Below are 4522 nucleotides of genomic sequence, written 5' to 3'. Positions count from 1 at the left end.
CGCGTCCTCCCAACCTCAGTTAAATCTCCATATTGAAACAAATCCAAAAATCGTATATAATAATGAACTATAATGTCTGGTTATGGCAGATATATCATCTAATACTAATAACAGGGGGATCATCATGAGTCAAAATGAAAAAAAGGGGAGGGCGTCAGCGCTTCTTCCTATTATTGTGTTTCTTTTAATCTTTCTCGGATCGGGATTCATTACAGGCGATTTTTACAGTATGCCTGCCATTGTTGCATTTCTGATAGCGCTTGTCGTTGCCTTTGCACAGAACCGTGAACTGAAATTTGCCGAAAAAATCAGGCTGGCGGCTGCAGGAGTGGGGGATGAGAACATCATCACCATGTGCCTGATCTTCCTGGCGGCCGGCGCTTTTTCCGGTTCGGTTAAGGCGGCCGGCGGAGTGGAGAGCACGGTGGCCCTGGGACTGGCTATCCTGCCTTCCGGAATGGCTGTTGCAGGACTCTTTGTCATTGGCTGTTTTATTTCTATTTCAATGGGAACTTCCGTCGGGACAATCACGGCTCTCGCACCGATTGCCGTAGGTATCAGCGAGAAAACAGGTTTTTCGCTGGCGCTTTGTGCAGGGGCCGTTGTGGGCGGGGCCATGTTTGGGGACAACCTGTCCATGATCTCCGATACGACGATTGCTGCGGTTAAAACGCAGGGATGTGAGATGAAGGATAAATTCCGTGAAAACTTCATGATTGTGCTTCCGGCCGCGATTGTGACGGTGCTTATTTTTCTCGTTTTGGGTGGAAAGACTGATTATGTTGTGAAAGATTTGTCCTATAATATATTCAAGGTACTTCCTTACCTGGTGGTATTGATTGGCGCGCTGGCCGGAATCAATGTATTCATAATTTTGATATCAGGGACAGTGCTGTCGCTGATTGTGGGTCTTGCCACAGGAGCTTTTGGAGCTGCTGAGATGTTCGTACATGTCGGAGACGGAATTATGGGAATGTATGATATCACGGTTATTTCCATGATTGTAGCCTGCATTGTGGCTCTCGTTAAAGAATACGGGGGAATAGATTTTGTTCTGTCTTTTATAAGAAAACGAATCAGCAGCGAAAAAGGCGGGGAACTGGGGATTGCCGCTCTGTCCCTGCTGGTAGATATGTGTACGGCCAATAATACGGTTGCTATCGTTATGGCCGGACCGATCGCCAAAGAAATCAGCAGTGATTTTGGTGTGACGCCCAGGAGAGCGGCATCCCTTCTGGATATGTTCAGCTCCATGGGACAGGGGCTGATTCCATACGGAGCCCAGCTTCTGGCGGCGGCCAGCCTGACGGGCCTGACTCCCTTTGACATAATACCATATTGCTTCTATCCGATTCTGATGGGGGTCAGCGGACTGGTATTCATCTTTATTAAGAAGAGACACCGGTGACATGGAAATACTATTAACAGAGAAAGTATGAGGACATAATTTATGCAAGCGAAAAATCAGTGGGCCAGCAGGCTCGGCTTTATCATGGCAACGGCGGGAGCGGCTATCGGTCTCGGTAATCTGTGGAAATTCCCGTATCTGATGGGGCGGAACGGAGGCTTTCCGTTTTTAATAGCCTATCTTTTCTTTATTGTGATTCTGGGACTTCCCGTAATGATGACGGAGATGTCTCTCGGCAGAAAGACGCGCCATGATCCGGTACAGGCCTATGCCGATATCGACCCTCATGCAAAAATCGTTGGAATTTTCGGCGTGATGGCGGCGTTCGTCATTCTGAGTTATTACAGCGTAATCGGCGGATGGATCATAAAATATATTATCAGTTATGGCACGACTTTAGCGGCTCCGGCCGATTTTACCATGTTTATCAGCAGCAATGAACCTGTAATTTGGCATTTTGTGTTTATGGCAATTACAACCGCCATATGTTTCTTTGGCATCAGCGGGATAGAGAAGGCCAGCAAATTTATGATGCCTCTGCTTTTTGTCCTCCTTATTGTAATTATTGTGAGAAGTGTCACGCTTCCCGGTGCATCGGAAGGACTCCGATTCATTTTTTCACCGGAGGGTTCCGGATTCAGCCTGGGTTCTGTCAGTGCAGCTTTGGGACAGGTATTTTATTCGCTCAGCCTGTGCATGGGGATTACAATTACCTACGGCAGCTATCTCAGCGAAAAGGAGAATATACCGAAGAGCTGTCTTTCAGTCGCAGGACTTGATACGGCGATTGCCATTCTGGCCGGAATTGCTATTTTTCCGGCGGTATTTTCGTTCCAGCTTGAACCGAAGCAGGGGCCGGGGCTGATTTTCGGCACGCTGCCGATGGTGTTTTCAGAAATTAAAGGAGGCCCTATCTTTGCATTCCTTTTCTTTGCCCTTGTATTCTTTGCGGCGGTAACAAGCGCGATAGCGCTTCTGGAGGTTCCGGTTTCATTTGCAATTGACACGCTCAGATGGTCCCGGCGCAAAGCCACGGTTATAATCGGAAGCGCTATTTTCCTTGTTGGGATTCCAAGTGGGCTCTCTTTTGGCGTATTGGGAGATATTACAATTCTCAAATACAGTGTTTTTGATTTTTTCGGAATCATTACGGACAACATCCTGCTTCCTCTGGGAGGACTCACCATGTGTTACTATGTTGGCTGGAAATGGCATCCGGAGTATCTGATCAGCGAAATAGAGAGGGACGGTGTGCCGTTTAAGCTGAAAAAGCTCTGGATTATAGCGATTCGTTACATTACGCCAATTTTGGTTGGTATTGTTACTTTGACAGGGTTCTGGCAGATTTATTTAGTAATATTTAAATAAAAATACGGGAGCTGTCCGCGGATAGTGACATAAAAATACAGTATTTTCAAGGCTTTTTGGGGACAAGCCTGTCGAATGGAAGGCTCTCCCAGGTTGACAAAAAGCAAAATTGGGCTTATAATTCCCTCAATCGACAACAGCAGATTAATGCAGCAGAGCAAGTTTGTTTATAAGTTGATTTGAGGAGGAAAAGTAGATGGCAGCAACAAAGAAAACTGAGACAAAGGCGGCAGTTGTTAATGAGACTGCAAAACCTGTAGCAGAGGTAAAGGAAGCAGCACCGGAAGCCGCTGCGCCGGAAGTGAAAGAAATTGTGAAGACACCGGAAGTAAAGGCTGAAGAACCAAAGAAGGAAGCTGCACCGAAGAAGACGGCTGCACCAAAGAAGGCGGCTGCGCCGAAGAAAGAGGCTGCACCCAAGAAAGAAGCTCCGGCTAAAAAAGCTCCTGCTAAAAAAGCTCCTGTGAAGAAAGAAATTAAAACTGCCGTATATGTACAGTACGCAGGAAAAGAAGCAGAAGTGGAAAAACTTGTCGCAGCGGCTAAAAAAGCTTATGTGGCAGCAGGACACAAAGAGACAGATATCAAGACTGTTGAAATTTATGTAAAACCGGAAGAAAATACCGCATATTACGTAATCAACGGCGAGGGATCTGACAACTACAAGATTATATACTAGAAAATTTAACTGACATAGAGAATGACCTGAATATGAGGTATGCACTGACTGCTGCGGCAGAACAGTGCATGCCTTTTTGCTTGAAAACGGTGACATGTTCGCGGAGCGTGCGGGTTATCGTTCAAAAATCACGCCGTCGTGGAGATTATAAATCAGGAATCAAGAATCAAGAATCTCAACGTATGCTTTGAGATAATCAATCCGCTTTCCATCCACAGTTTCTCCCAGCAGGAAATTGGCCAGGAGAATCCCTGTCTTATGTTTTTTCTGAAGTGTGCCGAGCTTTTTGGATATATCGTTTACATAATTTTCGGAAGCGATTTCCTCAATCAGAAAGACGGCATAGAGACTGTCTTTCTTTTTCTGCCAAATCAGCGTATCATGTTCCCGGACGGAAGAAACAATAATTCCCCGGATGTCGTTCTTATCATGCTCCGGATCGCGGGAATCCATCAGACGAACGTAAAGAGAGGGATTTTGTGTATACCGGATCAATTGCTCACGGTCGCTGTATTCAAAGCGGACAAGAGTGCCGAAGGGAACTTTTTCGTACGTATAGTCTACGGTTTTCAAGTATTGTATGCTTTTGATATGTTCGCTTTTCAGACAGGCAGATTCATACATGGCGGTATACATTTCTATTTTGGCCTGCAGTGTGTCTTTGACGGAACCGAGAACCTTGTCATAATCTTCAAGACAGAACTGATTAAAACGTCCCATCTGCCGGACGGGCATTCCAAGGTTGCGGTAGAAGGCAATCTCTGCGATATTGGTCAAATCATAGACCGTGTACTGCCTGTAATTATTTTCGCCCTTTTCAACAGAGAAAATTCCTTTGTCCTGCCAGAAGCGGAGTGTGGACTCAGGGATGTCCAGTAAGCGTGAAACTTCACCGATTGAGAGATATTTTTCCATGGGGTTCCTTTCTGTGGAGATTTAGTTAAGCAGGTGAGGACGCCGCCGCAGGCCAGCGGACGGGGCGGCGGGATGGTTTTATGAGTCTTTCGTCCCGGGGGGGGAGATTGTTGTGAGTTGGGACTGCGGAGAAGATATAGTCTGCGGAGCAC

General features: G+C 46.4%; 4 protein-coding genes. 3 read left to right on the top strand and 1 reads right to left on the bottom strand.

The features are described from left to right. Positions 1-124 precede the first annotated feature (124 nt). The 3 genes from CLOSYM_RS14870 to CLOSYM_RS14860 all read left to right on the top strand — a co-directional run bounded on the left by CLOSYM_RS14870 (position 125) and on the right by CLOSYM_RS14860 (position 3455). On the top strand, positions 125-1408 hold the full coding sequence (locus CLOSYM_RS14870) for a Na+/H+ antiporter NhaC family protein (protein WP_009298962.1): 1284 nt from the start codon (positions 125-127) through the stop codon (positions 1406-1408). 42 nt (positions 1409-1450) lie between these two features. Further along, positions 1451-2776 (top strand): sodium-dependent transporter, encoded by a 1326-nt coding sequence (locus CLOSYM_RS14865; RefSeq protein ID WP_021642733.1) that lies wholly within the window; start codon positions 1451-1453, stop codon positions 2774-2776. A 196-nt stretch (positions 2777-2972) separates the two neighbouring features. Next, a complete protein-coding gene (locus CLOSYM_RS14860) occupies positions 2973-3455 on the top strand; it encodes a DUF6465 family protein (RefSeq protein WP_003504534.1) in 483 nt (160 codons plus the stop codon). 159 nt (positions 3456-3614) lie between these two features. Here CLOSYM_RS14860 and CLOSYM_RS14855 read toward each other — a convergent pair whose 3' ends face one another. After that, positions 3615-4370, bottom strand: a complete 756-nt coding sequence (locus CLOSYM_RS14855) for a MerR family transcriptional regulator (protein ID WP_003504531.1) — start codon at positions 4368-4370, stop codon at positions 3615-3617. Between the last annotated feature and the right edge of the window lie 152 nt (positions 4371-4522).

The sequence above is a fragment of the [Clostridium] symbiosum ATCC 14940 genome (genome assembly GCF_000466485.1).
GTDB classification, from domain to species: domain Bacteria; phylum Bacillota; class Clostridia; order Lachnospirales; family Lachnospiraceae; genus Otoolea; species Otoolea symbiosa.
Note: the sequence above shows the minus strand (reverse complement) of the source record. Positions and strands in the feature narration are given on the sequence as shown.

Bases quoted from the DNA above. Each gene is read 5' to 3' on its own strand.
- CLOSYM_RS14860 (WP_003504534.1), top strand. From the start codon at position 2,973: ATGGCAGCAACAAAGAAAACTGAGACAAAGGCGGCAGTTGTTAATGAG.
- CLOSYM_RS14870 (WP_009298962.1), top strand. From the start codon at position 125: ATGAGTCAAAATGAAAAAAAGGGGAGGGCGTCAGCGCTTCTTCCTATT.
- CLOSYM_RS14865 (WP_021642733.1), top strand. From the start codon at position 1,451: ATGCAAGCGAAAAATCAGTGGGCCAGCAGGCTCGGCTTTATCATGGCA.
- CLOSYM_RS14855 (WP_003504531.1), bottom strand. From the start codon at position 4,370: ATGGAAAAATATCTCTCAATCGGTGAAGTTTCACGCTTACTGGACATC.